This is a genomic window from Phocaeicola plebeius DSM 17135, from assembly GCF_000187895.1.
Taxonomy (GTDB): Bacteria; Bacteroidota; Bacteroidia; order Bacteroidales; family Bacteroidaceae; genus Phocaeicola; species Phocaeicola plebeius.
The window spans coordinates 561,830-581,562 of the sequence record NZ_DS990130.1; the positions used below are offsets into that span (position 1 = coordinate 561,830).

The 19,733-nt window shown below is 44.8% G+C and carries 14 protein-coding genes; 8 read left to right on the forward strand and 6 right to left on the reverse strand.

The genetic code is table 11. The features are described 5' to 3' along the window. Both BACPLE_RS10475 and BACPLE_RS10480 read left to right on the forward strand, forming a co-directional pair. The gene (locus BACPLE_RS10475; RefSeq protein WP_040312985.1) at positions 1-1,272 is read left to right on the forward strand and encodes a clostripain-related cysteine peptidase; all 1,272 of its coding nucleotides are present in this window, start codon (positions 1-3) and stop codon (positions 1,270-1,272) included. 77 nt (positions 1,273-1,349) lie between these two features. Continuing rightward, on the forward strand, positions 1,350-2,612 hold the full coding sequence (locus BACPLE_RS10480; protein ID WP_007561653.1) for an Nramp family divalent metal transporter: 1,263 nt from the start codon (positions 1,350-1,352) through the stop codon (positions 2,610-2,612). Here the strand turns inward: BACPLE_RS10480 and BACPLE_RS10485 are convergent. Next, the gene (locus BACPLE_RS10485) at positions 2,609-3,970 is read right to left on the reverse strand and encodes an MATE family efflux transporter (protein WP_007561655.1); all 1,362 of its coding nucleotides are present in this window, start codon (positions 3,968-3,970) and stop codon (positions 2,609-2,611) included. The genes BACPLE_RS10480 and BACPLE_RS10485 overlap by 4 nt on opposite strands. 87 nt (positions 3,971-4,057) lie before the next feature. On the opposite strand from BACPLE_RS10485, the gene BACPLE_RS10490 reads away from it, so the two are divergent. The 4 genes from BACPLE_RS10490 (at position 4,058) to ettA (ending at position 8,527) form a co-directional block, all read left to right on the forward strand. After that, positions 4,058-4,705 (forward strand): HAD family hydrolase, encoded by a 648-nt coding sequence (locus BACPLE_RS10490; RefSeq protein WP_007561657.1) that lies wholly within the window; start codon positions 4,058-4,060, stop codon positions 4,703-4,705. 63 nt (positions 4,706-4,768) lie between these two features. Beyond that, positions 4,769-5,590, forward strand: a complete 822-nt coding sequence (panB, locus tag BACPLE_RS10495; protein WP_022053053.1) for a 3-methyl-2-oxobutanoate hydroxymethyltransferase — start codon at positions 4,769-4,771, stop codon at positions 5,588-5,590. Between the two features lie 107 nt (positions 5,591-5,697). After that, positions 5,698-6,819 (forward strand): MFS transporter, encoded by a 1,122-nt coding sequence (locus BACPLE_RS10500; protein WP_007561660.1) that lies wholly within the window; start codon positions 5,698-5,700, stop codon positions 6,817-6,819. Between the two features lie 19 nt (positions 6,820-6,838). After that, positions 6,839-8,527: an energy-dependent translational throttle protein EttA gene (gene ettA / locus BACPLE_RS10505; protein ID WP_007561661.1), complete on the forward strand. Its 1,689-nt coding sequence runs from the start codon at positions 6,839-6,841 to the stop codon at positions 8,525-8,527. Positions 8,528-8,698: 171 nt separating this feature from the next. Here ettA and BACPLE_RS10510 read toward each other — a convergent pair whose 3' ends face one another. Together BACPLE_RS10510 and BACPLE_RS10515 are read right to left on the reverse strand one after the other, a co-directional pair. Beyond that, a complete protein-coding gene (locus tag BACPLE_RS10510) occupies positions 8,699-9,886 on the reverse strand; it encodes an alkaline phosphatase family protein (protein WP_007561662.1) in 1,188 nt (395 codons plus the stop codon). Between the two features lie 92 nt (positions 9,887-9,978). Then, positions 9,979-13,188, reverse strand: a complete 3,210-nt coding sequence (locus tag BACPLE_RS10515) for a TonB-dependent receptor (RefSeq protein ID WP_081458123.1) — start codon at positions 13,186-13,188, stop codon at positions 9,979-9,981. A gap of 423 nt (positions 13,189-13,611) precedes the next feature. Between BACPLE_RS10515 and BACPLE_RS10520 the strand changes: the two genes are divergently transcribed. Together BACPLE_RS10520 and BACPLE_RS10525 are read left to right on the forward strand one after the other, a co-directional pair. Beyond that, positions 13,612-14,787 (forward strand): MFS transporter, encoded by a 1,176-nt coding sequence (locus BACPLE_RS10520; RefSeq protein WP_007561664.1) that lies wholly within the window; start codon positions 13,612-13,614, stop codon positions 14,785-14,787. A 22-nt stretch (positions 14,788-14,809) separates the two neighbouring features. Further along, positions 14,810-15,979, forward strand: coding sequence for a DUF3843 family protein (locus BACPLE_RS10525; protein WP_007561665.1), 1,170 nt, complete (start codon positions 14,810-14,812; stop codon positions 15,977-15,979). Positions 15,980-16,049: 70 nt separating this feature from the next. Here BACPLE_RS10525 and galK read toward each other — a convergent pair whose 3' ends face one another. The 3 genes from galK to BACPLE_RS10540 form a co-directional block, all read right to left on the reverse strand. After that, positions 16,050-17,204 (reverse strand): galactokinase, encoded by a 1,155-nt coding sequence (gene galK, locus BACPLE_RS10530; RefSeq protein ID WP_007561668.1) that lies wholly within the window; start codon positions 17,202-17,204, stop codon positions 16,050-16,052. 87 nt (positions 17,205-17,291) lie between these two features. After that, the gene (locus tag BACPLE_RS10535) at positions 17,292-18,575 is read right to left on the reverse strand and encodes an MFS transporter (protein WP_007561670.1); all 1,284 of its coding nucleotides are present in this window, start codon (positions 18,573-18,575) and stop codon (positions 17,292-17,294) included. A 49-nt stretch (positions 18,576-18,624) separates the two neighbouring features. Further along, complete coding sequence (locus BACPLE_RS10540; protein WP_040312989.1) at positions 18,625-19,719, reverse strand: aldose epimerase family protein; 1,095 nt, start codon at positions 19,717-19,719, stop codon at positions 18,625-18,627. Positions 19,720-19,733: the final 14 nt, after the last annotated feature.

Consider the following 19,733-nt stretch of genomic DNA (forward strand, 5'->3'; position numbering starts at 1 on the left):
ATGAAGAAATGGCTTTACACCCTGCTGGTGATTGTGCTGGCTGCTTGTTCTAATGAAATTCCGGAACAACAGCCTGCGAAACGTTCCGGACGTACGGTGCTGGCATATCTGATTTCGAATAACAAGGCAGGTTCTTTAGATACCTATTTGCGTGATAACGTAATCGATATGTATACCGCATTGGGTAACATGAAAGAATCATGCACATTGCTGGTATTCTATCGTCCGTATACGGGTGATACTCCCTTGAGTAATCCTACCTTAATGAGTTTCTATACTGACGGGCGTGGTAATGTCAATAATCAACCAGTTTTAAGTGGGGATAACTTGACATTTGAGGCAGTTTGTCAGATTGCTCAGAAAAAAGAGTATACCATGAACAGTCAGATTGCAACTGATCCGGCTGTGATGAAAGAGGTGTTTACCGATATGCAGATTGTTGCACCTTCTGACAGTTATGGCCTTATTCTAGGCTCGCATGCTTCGGGGTGGATGAAGGGGAATTCTGTGCAGTCAAAAGCCTTTGGTGATGACGATGGTTACAATATAGATATTCCGGATCTGGCTGATGTGTTGAAAAATAGTTTTTCGGAAAAACTTGATTTCGTATTGTTTGATGCCTGCATGATGGGTACAGCGGAAGTGGGTTATGAGTTGAGAGAGACAACTTCATATTGCATTGCTTCCGTAATGGAAACTCCGGTGTATGGATTCCCGTACGATCAGATTCTTCCTTATTTGTATTCTGAAAACGTGGATTATTCTGCTGTATGCCATGAATTTATTTCTTTCAATAAAATAAAAGATGCCTGGGGTACATGTGCAGTGATGGATTGTAGTCAAATGGAAAATCTGGCCAGTACGGTAAAAGCAAAACTTTCAGAATGGGAGGATGCGCTTTCTTCTGTGTCCATGCAGAACGTACAGCAGTATGGAGTGGGGAGTTATCGATACTTTTCTTATGATGTGCTTGATTTCTTTCGGGAGTTAGGAAGAAAAAGTGGGGTGGTAAAAACTACTGATTTGAATGAAGCTATTGCTTCTGTACAAAGTGCATTGAATCAGGCGGTGATAGCTAAAGATTGTTTGTCTGGTGTTGATTATGATTTTGATGGGGTAGTTATTGATGGCACTCGTTTCTGTGGAATCGGTATGTATATTCCAGAAGAATATAATCCTTACGTTGCTAATAAAACAGCTTGGAATGATTATTACGAACAGTCCATCTCTTGGTACCATGCCGCAGGTTGGGATAATTTAAATTTGAACTAATTACAAATTTCTTTACTCTTTGTGTGAACATTCTATTGGCTAAATGTGTTTTTACTTATTAAAACAGATTTATAGATATGTGGAATTTCATCAAAGAATTACGACGTAAGGACCACCAGCGTTATCTTGGTGGACTGGATTTCTTTAAATATATTGGTCCCGGTTTGCTTGTGACCGTTGGTTTTATTGATCCGGGCAACTGGGCTTCTAATTTTGCGGCAGGGGCAGATTTCGGGTATTCCTTGTTGTGGGTGATTACCTTGTCTACTATTATGCTCATCGTGTTGCAGCATAATGTAGCTCACTTGGGAATTGTTACCGGGCTTTGCTTGAGCGAAGCTGCCACTAAATATACGCCGAAATGGGTGTCACGTCCTATTTTGGGAACAGCCGTACTGGCATCTATCTCCACTTCTCTGGCAGAGATTTTGGGAGGAGCTATTGCCTTGGAAATGCTATTCGATATTCCTATCATCTGGGGTTCCCTTCTCACCGCTTTTTTTGTTACTATCATGCTGTTTACCAATTCCTACAAGCGAATTGAACGCTCCATTATTGCATTCGTGTCAGTGATAGGATTGTCATTCCTTTATGAACTTTTCCTGGTTGACATTGACTGGCCTTTGGCTGCCCGTTCATGGGTGACACCTTCCATTCCTGAGGGAAGCCTGTTGGTGATAATGAGTGTGCTGGGAGCCGTGGTGATGCCTCATAACTTGTTCTTGCACTCGGAAGTGGTACAGAGTAGGGAGTACAACAAGAAGGACGATGCTTCTATCCGTAAGCTATTAAAATATGAATTTTATGATACCCTGTTCTCTATGGGAGTAGGCTGGGCCATCAACAGCGCGATGATTCTACTGGCTGCGGCTACCTTCTTTGCTCACCATATCGGAGTGGAAGAGTTGCAGCAGGCCAAGAGCTTGTTGGAGCCTTTGCTGGGCAATCAGGCTGCTACCATCTTTGCCCTTGCCTTGCTGATGGCAGGTATTTCTTCCACTGTGACAAGCGGGATGGCCGCCGGTTCCATTTTTGCCGGCATGTTTGGTGAATCCTATCATGTAAAGGATGTGCACTCTCGTGTAGGAATTCTACTTTCATTAGGAATAGCACTGGTTGTCATTCTGTTCATCGAGAATCCTTTTCAGGGATTAATTATCTCACAAATGATACTGAGCATTCAGCTTCCGTTTACCATATTCTTGCAGGTAGGGTTGACCTCCTCGAAACGGGTCATGGGGCAATATGCCAACTCCCGGTGGAGCAGTTTTGTGCTTTACACCATGGCAGTGATTGTATCTGTGCTGAATCTGGCTCTTCTTTTCTCAGAAAGTTTTTAAGCTGTCCGTAAATCGGTGCCTGACATCTTTTTCTTATAGTGGTATGCCAGCATCAAAGCTGCCACGGCAAAGGCCAATGCATCGGATAACGGCATGCTGAACCATACACCTTCCACGCCATAGAAAGGTGGGAGAAAAGCCAGTCCCGGCAGAAGGAAGAGCAGCTGGCGGGAAAGAGACAGGAAGATGGAAATCCGGGCCTTTCCGATGGACTGAAAGAACTGGGTGATGACAATCTGTGCACCTACCACCGGGAAGGATAGAATGCCAATTCTCAGGGCCAGTGTCGCTTCATCAGTCAGTTCGTGGTTGTCAGTAAACATGCCGACAAATATACCGGGAAACAGTTCACCGATTATGAATCCTAAGGTAGTAATGATACATCCTGCCGTGATTCCCAGTTTCAAGGTTCTTTTTACGCGGTCGAAATGTTGTGCACCGTAGTTGTATCCCGTAATGGGCTGCATTCCCATGGTGATACCCATCACAATCATGACAAAGAGCATCTGGATACGGTTGAGGATACCGAATGCACCGATGGCCATATCACCTCCATAGTTGAGCAGACGGTTGTTGATGAAAATCACGATGCAGCAGGCGCACACATTCATAACGAAGGGCGACATGCCGATGGCAAAAATGTTGGCTATGATGTGCTGTTTCAGTCGCATGCTGTGACGCTGAAACCGGATATAAGTCTTCTGACTATAGAAGTGATACAATACCCACAGCATGCCGATGAATTGTGAGCAGATGGTCGCAAGTGCCGCTCCCCGGATTCCCCAGTTCAGTACAAAAATAAAAATCGGAGCCAGAATAATGTTGCAGCCTACGGTCAGCATGGAAGAAAGCATGGCTTTTTTCGGATAACCGGTGGCACGCATGATGTTGTTGAGTCCGATCATGACATAAGAAATCGGACTGCCCAACAAAATTACCTGCATAAAATCGCGGGCATACGGCAGGGTAGCTTCGCTGGCTCCGAAGAAAAAGAGAATCGGTTCCAGAAAGATAAATGCCAGTCCGCCGTAGAAGATGGCATTAATGACACAAAGAATAGCTACGTTGCCGAGAATGTCTTCTGCCCCCTTTTTATCCTTCTGTCCCAATCTGATGGAAGAAAGTGTGGCACCTCCTACGCCCACCAGTGTACAGAAAGCTACCAGCAGGTTCATCAGCGGGAAGGTGATGGCCAGACCGGAGATGGCTAGGGCTCCCACACCATGACCGATGAAAATACTGTCGATGATGTTATACAAGGAAGTCAGTGTCATTCCGATAATGGCAGGAATGGAATATTCCACCAGCAGTTTCCCGATAGGGGCCTCTCCCAATATGTGCGGATTGTTTTCTTTCATGTACGTTTGTTTATTTTAATTTCCAAAGTTAGGAATATGAAGCAATATTTTAGAACTTTGCACCGTTAAATCAAACTAAACATACCAATGGACAAAACTAAATGCGTAGCAGCACTTTTTGATTTTGACGGAGTAGTGATGGACACTGAGTCACAGTATAGTATCTTCTGGAATGAGGTAGGAAAAAAATACCATCCGGAATACGAGGAATTCGGAAAAATCATTAAGGGACAGACGCTGCGGCAGATTTACGACCGTTATTTTCAGGGAATGGAGCATGAACAGGCTGAAATTACAGAAGCCCTGAACCGTTTCGAGACGGAGATGCGCTATGAATATGTGCCGGGAGTGGCAGAGTTCATGCAGAGCCTTCGTGCCCATGGAGTGAAAATAGCCATAGTGACCAGTTCGAACGAGAAGAAAATGGCCAATGTATATGCGGCACATCCTGAATTGAAGAACATGGTGGACCGGATACTCACAGCCGAGATGTTTCAGAAATCCAAGCCGGATCCCGATTGTTTTTTGCTTGGAGCCAAAGTTTTCGAGACGCTCCCGGTCAATTGTGTCGTGTTTGAAGACTCGTTCCATGGTATTCAGGCGGGAAACGCAGCAGGCATGCCTGTAGTGGGACTGAGCACCACCAATCCGGCGGAAGCCATTCAAAATCAGTGCGCCCGGGTGATTCCAGATTTCACCTGTTTTACGTATGAAGAAATGATGAACTTGCTGTAAGGCTTGTCTGATTCGGAAAAATCGGCTATTTTTGCGGAAATTTTATTAATTCAGAAGAAAACTATGGCAGGATATCTTTCTGGTGATACTCGTAAAGTAACGACTCACCGTTTGATTGAGATGAAACAGAGAGGTGAGAAGATTTCCATGTTGACCTCTTATGATTATACGATGGCGCAGATTGTAGACGGCGCAGGTGTGGATGTGATTCTGGTAGGTGATTCAGCTTCGAATGTGATGGCGGGTAACGTGACGACCTTGCCTATTACCGTGGAGCAGATGATTTATCACGGAAAGTCAGTGATGCGCGGTGTGAAGCGTGCGTTGGTAGTGGTGGATATGCCATTCGGTTCTTATCAGGCAGACCCGTTTGACGGGGTACGCAATGCCATCCGCATCATGAAAGAAACACATGCTGATGCTCTGAAGCTGGAAGGCGGTGAAGAAGTCATCGACGTGATTCGCCGTATTATTGGTGCCGGAATGCCCGTGATGGGACATCTGGGACTGATGCCTCAGTCTATCAATAAATATGGAACTTACGGTGTGCGTGCCAAAGAAGATGCTGAAGCTGAAAAGCTGATTAAGGATGCACGTCTGCTGGAAGAAGCCGGATGCTTCGCTCTGGTACTGGAGAAAATTCCGGCTGCACTGGCAACCCGTGTGGCTCAGGAACTGACTATTCCGGTTATCGGAATCGGAGCCGGTGGAGGAGTAGACGGACAGGTATTGGTAGTGACTGATATGCTGGGTATGACCAAAGGATTCAGTCCGCGTTTCCTTCGTCGCTATGCCGACTTGAATACCGTGATGACCGACGCCATCGGACATTATGTAGCCGACGTGAAAGCTTGTGACTTCCCTAACGAGTCAGAACAATACTAAGATTATCACTTATAAGCCGCAGATGCATGGACTGCAAAGTCCGGTTCTTCCGGACAATTTAAAAGTCGCAGTCTGTGCATCTGTGTTTTCTATCAGATGTAGAAAAAATGTGGAACAAGAATTTTAATCTTTTGCTCATCGCTAATTTTTTCCTGTATACGGCAGTGTATATGCTGTTTCCTGCACTTCATCACTGGATGGTGTCAGAAGGAGGGTATACGGGATTTCAGGCCGGAGGTGCCATAGCTATCTTTGGAGCTTCTCTTTTCCTTTTGGGAGCGTTCAATAATTATCTGGTCGATACGTTTAAGCGTAAGAATGTGTGTACGCGTAGTCTTCTGCTGCTGGCGCTTTTGGGATTGTTGTATCCATATGCCGGAGAGTGGGGGATGATCTTCCTTTTGCGTGTGCTTCAGGGAGCCTTGTTTGGGGTGGTACTGATGGCAATGGGAAGTACCCTGGTCATCGATGTAACTCCCAGCCAGTACAGAAACAAGGCCAGTGTGGTTTTCACTTGGTCGGGGGTACTCGGTATGCTGTGCGGCATCCTGTTGGGATATAATGCAGGCTGGTATCTTTCTTTCCAGCAGCAGATTTATCTTTTTGTGGGACTTTGTTCCCTTCCGGTCGTACTGGTTTCCATGGTGGAAGTCTGTTTCCGTGCTCCGTTGGACCTTCCGTTGCTGTCGTTCGACCGTTTTCTGCTTTTCCGTACCTTGATTCCGGGGCTGAACATGATGGTGGTTCCCTTCATTTTAGGGGTGCTGTTCAGCTCGATTTTCGATACTTTTTTCTACATTTGTATCATAGCCGGATTTATCGTTTTCCTGCTGCTGGACCGCGTGGTTCGTAAGCAAGTGAACGGCCGTTTGCTGAATGGTGTCGGGCTGGTATTGATGTGTGTGGCAGTATGGATATTGGGCTGTTCCACCGAAAAAGAAATGCTAATGGGAGCCGGTCTTCTGACCGGATTGGGCATGGGTTTTTCCCTGCTTCAGTTCTTGCGGATGATGATACGTCTTCCTTTGCACTGTGAGCGCGGAACGGGCTATCACACCTATCAGTTGCTTTGGGAGTCGGGTGTCATGCTGGGCGTGTTCTTCGGGAAATACACAGAAGACATCTCCGGACAACAGTTCCGCGCTGCATCGCTCATTCTGCTGGCTGGTCTGTTGATTTATCAGGCAGTGGTGCACGGCTATTTCATGAAACGAATGAAGAATAGATAACTTAACTAATATAAAGAATATGGCAGACGACAAGAAAATTATCTTTTCAATGGTGGGAGTGAGCAAATCATTCCAGAACAACAAACAGGTATTGAAAGACATCTACCTATCCTTTTTTTATGGCGCGAAAATCGGAATCATCGGTTTGAACGGTTCCGGTAAGTCTACTTTGATGAAAATCATTGCCGGAATCGAAAAGAACTACCAGGGTGAAGTGGTATTTTCACCGGGATATTCTGTAGGTTATCTGGCACAGGAACCTCAGCTTGACGACACGAAGACCGTGAAGGAAGTCGTGATGGAGGGAGTGCAGCAGGTGGTAGACACGCTGGTCGAATACGAAGAAATCAATCAGAAGTTCGGTTTGCCGGAGTATTATGAAGATCCGGAAAAGATGGACGCACTCTTTGCGCGTCAGGCCGAACTGCAGGATATTATTGACGCTACCGATGCGTGGAATCTTGACAGCAAACTGGAACGTGCGATGGATGCATTGCGCTGTCCGCCCGAAGACCAGCTGGTGAAGAACCTTTCGGGAGGTGAACGCCGCCGTGTGGCTTTGTGCCGTCTGTTGTTGCAGAAACCTGACATCCTGTTGCTTGACGAGCCGACCAACCACTTGGATGCAGAAAGTATTGACTGGCTGGAACAGCACTTGCAGCAGTACGAAGGAACGGTAATTGCCGTGACACACGACCGCTACTTCCTGGATCATGTGGCTGGATGGATTCTGGAACTTGACCGTGGTGAAGGTATTCCTTGGAAGGGAAATTATTCAAGCTGGCTGGAGCAGAAGACCAAGCGTATGGAAATGGAAGAGAAGACGGCCAGCAAGCGTCGTAAGACGCTGGAACGCGAGTTGGAATGGGTGCGCATGGCTCCTAAGGCTCGTCAGGCCAAGGGTAAGGCTCGTCTGAATTCGTACGACAAGCTCTTGAACGAAGATGTGAAGGAGAAGGAAGAAAAGCTGGAAATCTTTATTCCGAACGGTCCGCGTTTGGGAAACAAGGTTATCGAAGCCAAGCATGTGGCCAAGGCGTATGGCGACAAACTGCTTTTCGATGACCTGAACTTCATGTTGCCGCCTAACGGTATCGTGGGAGTTATCGGTCCGAACGGTGCCGGAAAGACGACGTTGTTCCGCCTGATTATGGGACTGGAAAGTGTGGATAAAGGTGAGTTTGAAGTAGGAGAGACTGTGAAAGTGGCCTATGTAGACCAGCAGCACAAGGATATCGACCCGAACAAGACTGTATACCAGGTAATCAGTGGCGGTAACGACCTGATTCGTATGGGTAACCGCGATGTGAATGCCCGTGCTTACCTGAGTCGTTTCAATTTCTCCGGTTCTGATCAGGAAAAACTTTGCGGTATGCTTTCTGGTGGTGAACGTAACCGTCTGCACCTGGCCATGGCACTGAAGGAAGAAGGTAACGTGTTGTTGCTCGACGAGCCGACCAACGATATTGATGTAAACACCCTCCGTGCGCTGGAAGAAGGTCTGGAAGACTTTGCCGGATGTGCTGTGGTCATCAGCCACGACCGTTGGTTCCTCGACCGTATTTGTACCCATATCTTAGCTTTTGAAGGAGACAGTCAGGTGTTCTACTTCGAGGGTTCTTACACGGAATACGAAGAAAACAAGATGAAGCGTATGGGCAATGTAGAGCCGAAGCGCGTACGTTATCGCAAGTTGATGGAAGACTAATTTACAGCAGATTATACATGACGAAAAAAGGCTTCGACGTTCACCGAAAAACGTCGAAGCCTTTTTGTTTAAATGTCCTTGCGTTTTACTTGAAACGCAAAGGCGTTTTGACTCAAATGCACTTGTGTTTGATTTGAAATGTACTTACGTTTTGGACTGCTTCAGTAAGCTTCACTGAATCAACATATTTTCAACCTCTTCCAGGCATCCGTCTGTCTTCTCTGGAGTGATGTGTAGCAGGCGGGCCAGCAAGGAATAAATCGATACATTCCGGAATTTCGGAGCCTCGTATCCCTTCTTGAAATCCGGTCCGCATGCCCGGAACATCACCTGCATATCGTCGTAGGTCGGGTCGAACCCATGGGCTCCCGGAAGTGTCTTCTTGCCTTCTTCCACCAGCCAGCCTAAATCAGGCAGTACGATGATGTCGCCCACACGTGGATTGCTACCATAGTTCAAATAAGCAGGAATATCTTCTTTTTTCCATGCCCGTACGTGATTCAGTCCCTGTAGTGCCTGGTACACAGAGTCACGGTATTCCGGTTTCGTATAAATCTGTGCCGGCAGATTCCCGTCAATCAAAGTATACCATTTTTCGTTCAACAGGTGCTTGATAGGCACAAAGCGGTCTGCGCTGACAGTCGCCATTCCGTGGTCGGACGTCACAATCAGGTTGATGTCCTTTCCGAAAGGCAAGCTTTGAAGTCCTTCCCATAAGTATTTCATGAGGGCATCCAGCTCTTCCACGCAGCGGCGTGTTTCCTTGCTGTGCGGGCTATAAGTGTGTCCGTAGGTATCAGAATCCTCGAAATAAATCATAACCAGCTGGGGGCGTTCTTCTTCCGGCAGTTTCAGCATTCTCAGTGCCTCTGCCACACGCTCCGTCTGGGTGAGCCGGGGTTTCTGGTCGTACACGTGATAGTAGGTGGGGTGCTGTCCTTTTACGGCAATGTCAGAGCCTACCCAGTAGATGTTTCCCGTCTTGACACCCTGCTTCTGTGCGGTAATCCAGATAGGTTCTCCACCATAATAAGACGCATCGTTGCGGGTTTTCAGGTTGCTCATCTTGTAAAGTTCCTGGCGCTGTGGGTCCCAGAACGTATTGGCTACGATACCATGGTGGTCGGGCACCAGTCCCGTAGCAATGGTATAGTGGTTAGGGAATGTTTTCGAGGGGAACGATGGAATCATGGTGGCCTTTACGCCTTCATGAGCCATCCGGTCGAAGAACGGTGTATCGTACATTTGCGGGTAGTCCCAGCGGAACCCGTCGAGGGATACAATGACGGTGTAGTGTTTTCCGGCCCAGATAGAGAGGCAGATGCACCACATCATACACAGCGAGATAATTTTTTTCATAAGTCTAGTTTGTTTTTAGGGTGATAAAAAGAAAGGTGTATTGCCGTTCTTTTGTGGGCAATACACCTTTTATGTAAAGGGTTAGTCTTTCATTAGAAAGTCAGTCTTACACCCACCTGGCAGTGCCAGCGTGAGCTGATATCGCTCTTCTGGATTTCAGCTTTGTTGTAAGAGAAAGATGCGATTTTATTGCCATCTGCATCTGTAGAAAGTCCTGTCATAGTCAGCGGTGATAAGTTATAAGCTGAGCTATAGCTTGCTCCCCATTTCTTGTTCAACATATTAGCGAAGTTGATGATATCGAATGTAAATTCTAGTTTTCCAACTCCTTGCACATTGTAGATAGTTTGTGCCAAGTGCAAATCGATTTCATGCTCCCAATCGCTCAGGTTTGAGTTACGTTCAGCATATTGACCTCTATGGTTTTTGGCATAGCTATCGTTTTCAATCCATTGTTTGAATGCTTCACGACTTTCCTCTGCACTCATTGTAACATTTCCTTGTTTATCGGTAATGTCTACAAAATTCATCTTGCTGAGTTCTTCGTCTGTCGGGATATATAACAATGAGTTTCCAGACCATTTATCACCGTTGTAATCTGATTTTTCATTCATTGTTAAACTGTAGCGACTTCCTGAGAATCCGTTGTAAATTACAGAGATAGTGGTGCTTGTCCAGCCGTTCCAATATTTCGGACTGTTGTAAGAAGCTTGAACCATTACACGGTGAGGTATATCGAATTTCGAGAAACCAAGTTCATTTCCAGAGTTGGTGTCTACAGAGTAGTTGTATTTCCAGTTAGAATAAGCTACAGAACTTGTTCCATCGTTCACAGATTTTGCATGTCCGAAAGTATATGATGCAGACAAGTCTAGACCGAAGTTGAAGCGTTTTTCCAACAAAGCAGATAAAGCATATGTGTATCCCTTATTCGTATTCTTCAGATTGATAATACTATAATAGTTACCAGAGTTGAATTGGTAGTAAGGAGCTGCAGATGCTTCATTTCCTGCTACAGCATATACTTTGTTGCCACTCTGAGTCAGTGCCAGATTTTCAAAGAACACATTGTTCATGGTCTTTGAGTAGATACCTTCCAACGTCATTTTCACGTCACCCGGCAACATCTGCTCCAATGCTAAGTTGGCACGGAATACTTGCGGGTATTTGAAGTTTTTGTCTACAGTTACAATGTCTGGTTTTGCAGAAGCACCGCTTTGTGAATTGGCAGCTCCCAGCGGATTGTCTGCATATTCTCCCAGTTTTGGTGCGTCGTAAGTGTAGTTTCCATCTGCATCTTCTGGAGTGATGGTGGTTCCTTTGCTTTCCATACCAGTGTTATTGAAAGCATTAGACAGCCATACGAACGGTACACGTCCTGTGAAGATACCGATACCACCGCGGAGCAATGTGTTGTGTGAATCGTTAGTGTACCAGCGGAAACCTACACGCGGTGAGAACAAGACTTTTGCACTAGGGTTCTGACCTACACGTGCGTTCAGGTTCTGTGATTCAGCAAACTGGTTGAATGCGTCGTTTGTAGTCGGATTATTGAAGATAACCGGAATGTCGATACGCAATCCGTATGTCAGATTGAAGTTGTTATTGACATCCCATTTGTCTTGTGCATAGAATCCGAACTGACCAGACTTCATAGCAGGTGCCCACTTAGTATCACCACCTGTCAGAGTTGGATCTGTATACTTATAGGTGTATTTATAAGGGCGGTCAGCAATAAAATCTTCCAATGAATTATAATACCATGAACCGTTAGAAGCTTGGATGAAGAGGTTTGTCATCTTATAGATCTCATTGTGAGTACCAAAGGTCAGTGTATGATTTCCAAGGTACCATGACAAGTTATCTTCGAAAGTGTAGATGTCCTGATCCAAGTAATTGGCTCCAGAAGAATATTCCGTACCGATGTTGGCAGTGATGTTTGTTCCGTCCGGTGCTGGAATATTGCTGATCTGTACAGTTGGTCCCTGGTAAGCTACATCACGATGGTCACGGATAAAGCTGGCGGAAGCACGGAATTCGTTGTACAAATTCTGTCCCAGGTGAGAAGTCAATTCGGCTACGATTGAGTTTGTCTTGTTATTCATGCGGTAACCGCTGTTTTCAAACATGTAGCTGGTTGAACCTACTCCATAATTGTCATCGTATGAATTGTTGTGCTGATAGCGTAATGCTAGTTTATGGTTCTGGTTGATGTTCCAGTCAATACGAGCTAGCAATCCGAATGATTTGTTATCAATGTTACGTTGTGAATATCCTTCTTTGAAGCCTGTCATATCGTAGTATGCATCTGCAATTTGCTTAGCCTGTTCAGAAGTAAGATAAGAGGTTGTATATCCCGGATAAATGCTTGAAGGATAAGATTCTTTTTTTGATTCTGCGCTTACAAAGTAGAACAATTTGTCTTTTACGATGGCACCGCCCAATGTTCCACCATAAGTACGAGTGTACTGCTGGGTGAGCGGAGATTTTTCGTAATCACGTACGGCGCTGTATTTACCATACATATTTTGGTTGTTGAAGTAAGTGTAGGCCGAACCGTGAGTGGTGTTAGTACCCTGCTTGGTAATGGCATTGATACCACCTCCGGTAAATCCGCTCTGACGTACGTCGAAAGGAGCAACGACTACCTGAATTTCTTGGATGGCATCCATAGAAATCGGGTTGGCACCTGTCTGGCCACCGTTAGTTCCAGATGCAGACAAACCAAACACGTCGTTACTTACTGTACCGTCAATCTGGAAGCTGTTGTAACGGTTGTTTGAGCCGGCGAATGTGATACCTCCGTTCTTTGAAGTCATGGCCATCGGCATGTTCTTCACGATGTCGTACACATTACGGTCTACTGTCGGAGTGTTTTCGATTTTCTGTGTAGAGAAGTTGTGTGCGGCTCCAGCATTTGCTTTTGCATCAGCTACGACTACTACTTCGTCCAACAGTTCTGAACTTGGTTTCATTTCGGCATTCAGACTGAGTGTGTTACCCAGTTCAAGTGAAATACCTGTAAATGCAGTTTTGTTGTAACCTACGTATGAGATTTCAATTTTGTAGGGACCACCGGTACGCATACCTTGGATGGTGTAACGTCCATCTACGTTTGTCACTGCACCGTAGAGAGTTCCTGACGGTTCGTGGATAGCTACCACTGTAGCACCGATAACCGGGGCTTTGGTTTCATCTAAAACTTTTCCGCTGATAGCAGAAGTCGTTACCTGAGCATTTGCGCCGACAGCCATGGCTGAAACGACCAATGCGGAATACAGGAATTTGGAATGATGTACCATAAATTTTTAATTAAATAAATTGTAAATCTATTTTAGCGTTTTTGTTCGCTTAATTCTTTGTAGTTAAGTTCGTTGATTCTTTTTGTATTATTCCTCTTTTTCTGTTGCAAAGTTAAAAAATCTTTTCAGCGAATAATTGGAGAGTGGACGATTTAACAAATTAGGCTGTAAATAATTAACTTTTTTATTTTGCAATAGAAGTAAATTTATTTCCGGAGTAGAATGTTTGGAGCTGATTTTGTGTGACTTGCATCGTTGTAACTATACGTAATATATTTGTAACTTTTGACTTCAAAGGAGGCGAATTGAACAAGGTTATTGTATGAATCCTGAATTTATTTTCATTTTGCTTAGTGGTTGACTTTATTATGGACATTTGTTTTTTTGTCTATTTTTGCAGAATGAAAGTAAGAGTTTATCAATATGAAACAGAAATTGGAAGAGAATAATGGAATTCCGGCTTCGTTGCTGTGGATACTGGCCATTATATCAGGACTTTCAGTGGCGAATCTGTATTATAATCAGCCGTTGCTGAATCGTATCAGTGAAGATTTGGGTATCTCGGAATTTACTGCCAATCTGATACCTATGACCACACAGATTGGGTATGCACTGGGATTGTTGTTTATTATCCCTTTGGGGGATTTGTACAAGCGGAAGAATATCATTGTTATTAACTTTCTCTTATTGTCGGTGGCAACTTGTAGCATTGCCATGTCTGTGAATGTGTTTTACATCCTGCTGGCTTCGCTGGTGACAGGAGTTTGTTCAGTTATGCCGCAGATTTTTATTCCGATTGCTGCACAGTTCTCACTGCCACAGAATAAAGCACGTAACGTGGGGATGATGGTCAGCGGTTTGCTGACAGGAATTTTGGGTTCGCGGGTAATCAGTGGTTTTGTAGGAGAATATTGGGGATGGCGTACGATGTATTATATTGCAGCCGTCATCATGTTGCTTTGTATTTTTGTGGTAGTTCGGGTGTTGCCGGATATGCCGCTAAATTTCAAAGGTACGTACAAAGGACTGATGAAATCGCTTTTTACGCTGTATCGGGACAATTCTACTATTCGTTTGGTTTCTGCACGGGCCGGACTTTGTTTTGGTAGTTTTCTGGCGTTGTGGGCGTGCCTGGCCTTTAAGTTGAGTGGGGAACCGTTTTATGCAGGAAATAACATCATCGGTATGCTGGGACTGTGTGGAGTGGCTGGTGCGTTGACAGCTTCTTTTGTTGGGAGTCTGGTACATAAGTTTGGAGTGCGGTTTTTTACTTTTCTAGGTTGTCTTCTTATTATCGCGGCTTGGGTTATCATGTTTGTCTTCCAGAACTCTTATTTAGGTTTTATCATAGGAATTATCGTGATAGATATCGGTATGCAATGTGTGCAGATAGGTAATCAAACCTGTGCATTGTCGCAGGCTCCCAAGGCAACTAACCGGGTGAATACCATCTTTATGACAACTTATTTTGTGGGCGGTTCACTAGGAACCTTTCTGGCCGGTACTTTCTGGCATGCATGGGGTTGGACCGGAGTTGTCTGTGTAGGAATCGGCCTGACACTGATTTCATTGCTTGTGACACTTTTTACTCGAAACTGATTATTCAAATGAACGAATATATATGAAAAAGAATGTGATTTATTTGAACGACTGGCTGGCTATTCATCCGTATACGACAGTTTGTTCTTCAGATACGTTTTTTGTGGAGTTGGCCAATAAACTTTATGCGGTCTGTCATTTGGAGGAATTGCCTGAGACGTTTCGCAAGAATGTAAGTTTGTATGTGGCGGCTTATCTGGAAGATATAATCTCCGGACTGGGATTGTGGCAGGGATTTGCCACTGCTCATACCCGTTTGTATGGCAGATGTCTTCCATTTTATCCTACAGGGAAAGATTATATGAAGGGAGAGGTGAACCTGGAGGATATACGTTTTATCATTTGGAATACTTGGCAGAAGGCTCCTTACTCACATAGGTATGTGAACCCGCTGGATACTGCAATTTTGAAGCAGGCACAGGCTTTTCTGCCATTACTGGAGGAAGCTTATGAGGTGGCTCCTGAGAATGAGTTGCTGAAGGATTATTTTGCCGGATATATAGATGAAAAAGAGGCTGACAGGAAATTGTCATGGCTTTTCGGCCACACTTACCTTACGGAACCTTCTATGCTGCCTTACATTGAACGAGTAGCACCAGACGACCGTTTTATTATTCCTACGGGTCCTTTGGCATTGTTCCTTCACGAATGGATTGAGTTGTTGGCTGGTAAGCAGGCTGCGTGCTGGAAATCGGTTCCTCGTCTGTATCAGGAGGAAAAGGAAATACCGGAAAATATTCTGCAGAAGAATGCGGAGATTTATCGTCTATTTACCTTGTGGACTGGCGGACGCAAGATTATTTATCTCAACGGCTATGATTCATTGAAACGCTTCCTGGTAGAGATTCTGCAGTGGCCGGATGATGAAAATCACACCTTGCCGCAGATGAAGAGTTGCCGGAACTTTGTATTGATGGTGGATGAGCAGAAAGGGCTTTTGCTGGCGAAGGACGTGTGTGAATACATTGCCGACACGGAAAATCCTTATTACGATCGGGAAGAGGCTTCGCAAAATGCATTCCGTATGTTGACGGAAGAGATGCTTTGCCCACCGGATTTGCTGCATTATTGTATTGAGAAGAACTTACTGCCAGATGCAGAACTGCCTGAAGTAGGAGAGAAGATGCTGGTGAAGCTTAATGCGGACTTTATTGCGCGGCATTCATTGCTTTATTATTATCGCGGCGATTGACTTTGTATATATCATAAAAAAAAGCACGAACCGAAATTCGTGCTTTTTTTATGATATGATGGATATAGAATTAGCAAACTTTATGTGAACCGTCGCTGATAACTACATCGTATACTTTCGGGCTGCGACCGAATTTTTCTTTGAAGCGTTCTTTTGCAGTAGAAATGAATGTTTCATACAATTCGTTCTTAACCAGGTTGATGGTACATCCACCGAATCCACCGCCCATAACGCGTGAACCAGTAACTCCACAGTCAAAAGCAATATCGTTCAGGAAGTCGAGCTCTTCGCAGCTTACTTCATACAGTTTGCTCATACCATGGTGAGTTTCATACATTTTCTGTCCTACTGTTTCGTAGTCGCCTCTTTCCAATGCATCGCATACGTCGAGTACACGCTGGATTTCTTCGATTACGTATTCAGCACGCATGTAGTCTTCTTCAGAAACTTCAGCTTTTACTTCGTTCAGCATATCCATTGTGCAGTCTCTCAGGAATTCTACAGTCGGGTGATTCTTCTTGATAGCAGCTACAACAGCTTCGCAGCTCTGACGGCGTTTGTTGTATGCAGAAGATGCCAGTTCATGTTTTACTACAGAATCAACCAATACCAAACGGTATCCGTCCGGTCTGAATGGGAAGTACTGGTATTCCAGTGAGCGGCAGTCCAAACGAATCAGGTGACCTTCTTTACCGAATACAGAAGCAAATTGGTCCATGATACCGCAGTTTACTCCACAGTAGTTGTGTTCTGTAGCCTGACCTACTTTAGCCAGTTCGAATTTGTCAATTTTGTTGTCGCCGAACAAATCGTTCAAAGCGTATGCGTATGTAGATTCCAATGCAGCAGAAGAAGACATACCTGCACCCAGAGGTACATCACCTGCAAATGCAGTATTAAAGCCTTTTACGTCAACTCCGCGTTTGATCATTTCACGGCAAACACCAAAGATATAACGTGCCCAGCTTGCTTTCGGAGCATCTTCTTCGTTCAATCCGAATTCTACGTAATCTTTCAAGTCGATAGAATAAGCGCAAACTTTATCTTTTCCGTTCGGTTTGATTTCAGCCACCATACCTTTGTCTACAGCTCCCGGGAATACAAAACCTCCGTTGTAGTCAGTGTGCTCACCAATCAGGTTGATTCGTCCCGGAGAAGTATATACTGAGCCTGTTGTACCGTCGAAATGCTTGATAAAGCGGCTTCTTACAAATTCTATGTCCATAATGATAAAAATTAAAGGTTAATAAATTCTGGTATATAAACAAGAAAGGATGAAGAATGAGTCCATCCTTCATCCTTATGTCTTTTTTTATTCAGTCGGAATGTCTTTGTTCACATTCTTGCATCCGATCAACGCATAGAACAACAAGTATGCCAATGCGGCTGCAATTACGATAAAGCTGTTCAGGTAACCTGCTGAGTCGGCTACTCCACCTTGTAACAACGGAAGCAATCCACCACCGCAAACCATTACCATGAAGATTCCGGAAGCAGCTTCTGTGTATTTACCCAGTCCTTCTACAGCCAGGTTGAAGATACCACCCCACATGATTGAAGTACAGAGTCCGCAGAGTGCCATACACATTACGCTGACAGGAACAGCTTCCAGTCCGAATGACAGGCTAGCTCCGCTTTTGAATACCGGCATGTTGACTACGCTGCTCAATGGGGTTACAAAAGCGATACCAATCAAAATCAATCCGAGAATAGAAGCTACGGTCAACATGGCTTTGCTACTGAACTGAGCACCAAGTGAAGCACCAATCAGACGACCGATAAGCATCAGGAACCAGTAAGTTCCTACGATAGAACCTGCAATGGCCGGATCGATACCCAGACCGCCTTCATTCACTTGTGCAGTCATAAACAAGTTTGCAAAGTGAGGAACACCTACTTCAATACCTACGTATACGAAGATGGCGATAGTTCCCAACTTGAAGTGACGGAAAGACAACGGGCTGTGTTCGCCTTTGCTCTTGTTTGCCTTAGACAAGCTTGGTTCAGGGATTGCCATGAAGAAAAGTACCAGGAACGCGATGGCGAAGATAGCCATGGCAATGTAAAGTGCCGGCAAAGCCTTAGCGATAGTACGTTCTTCTACGTTGGCACCCATCAGGTAACCTACCAATACCGGAACGATAGTAGCTGACAAAGAGTTCAGTGAACCACCAGTCTGGATAAGCTGGTTTCCTTTCTTGCCGCCGCCGCCCAAAGTGTTCAGCATCGGGTTAACTACTGTGTTCAGCATACACATAGAGAAACCAGAGATGAAGGCTCCAGCCAAATATACAGAGAATCCGCCTTTAGAGGCCAATGCCTGAATACCTACACCAATGAATCCTACAGCAATAGCAATCAATGCTGTTTTCTTGTATCCGATTTTCTGTAAAAGAAGTCCCGAAGGAATACCCATAAATGCGTATGCAATGAAGTTCGCAGCAAATCCGAGTGTAGCTTCCAGGTTGGTAGCTCCAAATTCACTCTGTACGATAACTCCGAATGGAGCCGGCAAACCGGTTACGAAAGAAATCATAGCAAACAATGCGAACATCATTACTATGGGTAACAAATAGCTTTTTTGTTGTTGTGACATGTTGTTTAAAGGTGTTAGTTTGTTATAGGTTAATTAAAGAATTAGATTTTTATTTTTCAACTCCGAACTTATAGATAGTTACTTGATGGTAGGTATCTTCCGGTTTCAGTACGACTGACGGGAAGTGTCCTTTGTTGGGTGAGTCGGGGAAGTGCTGTGCTTCAAAGCAGATAGCGCTTCTTGCCGGGAATGTAGCACCGTGGTATCCAGTGAAACCATTGTGCCAGTTGGCTGTGTATACTTGTACCCCCGGCTCTGTGGTATAAACTTCCAGCGAACGTCCGCTTTCCGGTTCTACGCATTTAGCCGCAAATACCAAAGCTTCCGTTTCGCGTTTGTTCAGCACGTAGCAATGGTCGTATCCAGCTCCGTTGATGAGCTGCTGGAACGGTTCATTAATACGGCTTCCCACTGTGTGCGGTGTACGGAAGTCCATCGGAGTACCTTCTACCTTCAATATTTCTCCTGTAGGGATAGATACTTCGTCTATTGGAATATAAAAATCTGCGTTGATTGTGACGATGTTATTGTCTACGGTCGGAGTCGGATTATTCAAACCTGCCAGGCTGAAAAATGCGTGGTTTGTCAGGTTGATAATGGTCTTCTTGTCGCAGTTGGCTACGTAAGTGATGACCAGTTCATTTTGTCCTGTCAGCGTATAAGTAACTGTGATGTCCAGATTGCCTGGGAAACCTTCTTCCCCATCTTTAGAGAGATAGTGCAGCGTTACGCTATGTTCATCTTCCTGTTTGGCATCCCATACACGGGCATGGAAACCAGTCGGACCTCCATGCAGGGAGTTAGGACCATTATTGATGGTCAAATTATGTTCTTGTCCGTCCATCAGGAAACTGCCTTTCGCAATACGGTTGCCATAGCGTCCGATTAATGTACTCAGGAAAGGTTCGTGACTATTGATTACATTGTCGATACTGTCATGTCCCTGTACCACATTGGCCAGTTTACCGTTTTTGTCCGGTACCATCACAGTTAAGATTGCTCCCCCATAGTTTGTAATTGCTACTTCGGCACCTTGCTGGTTAGAAAGAATAAACAAATCTGTCTCTTTGCCGTCTACAATTTTTTGAAAATCTGCTCTTTTTAAGCCGCTTAAATTATTTTCTTTGTAAAATGTGTTGTTCATATTATTAAAATCTT